This window comes from Clostridioides sp. ZZV15-6383 (assembly GCF_020657735.1).
Classification (GTDB): domain Bacteria; phylum Bacillota; class Clostridia; order Peptostreptococcales; family Peptostreptococcaceae; genus Clostridioides; species Clostridioides difficile_D.
Genome location: NZ_JAGWCV010000206.1, coordinates 1 through 272, shown reverse-complemented (window position 1 = coordinate 272; position 272 = coordinate 1). Strand labels below are relative to the sequence as shown.

Genomic DNA, 272 nt, shown 5'->3' with positions numbered 1-272 from the left:
GATACAGTAAATGTTGTTACTAAACTTAATTCTACTATTTTAGAAAATATCACAAATATAGAGAAAAATAGAGAAAAGGAAATTACGTTAACAGATGAAAGAGTATTAGCTCTTCCAATTGGTTCTAATAATACAATAAGTATTATTGCTACAGATAATAACGGAGCTAGTACAACAAGAACATATACATTTACTAGGAGTAATAATTTACCTCAAATAACAGTAAATGAATTTAATAGTACACAAGTAAAATTCATAGTATCAGATTTAGA

1 protein-coding gene is annotated in these 272 nt (G+C 25.4%); it reads left to right on the top strand.

Annotated features, from left to right (window positions below):
- Positions 1-272 (top strand): hypothetical protein (locus tag KGF42_RS19480; protein ID WP_227826938.1); only part of this gene is annotated, 272 nt, incomplete at both ends.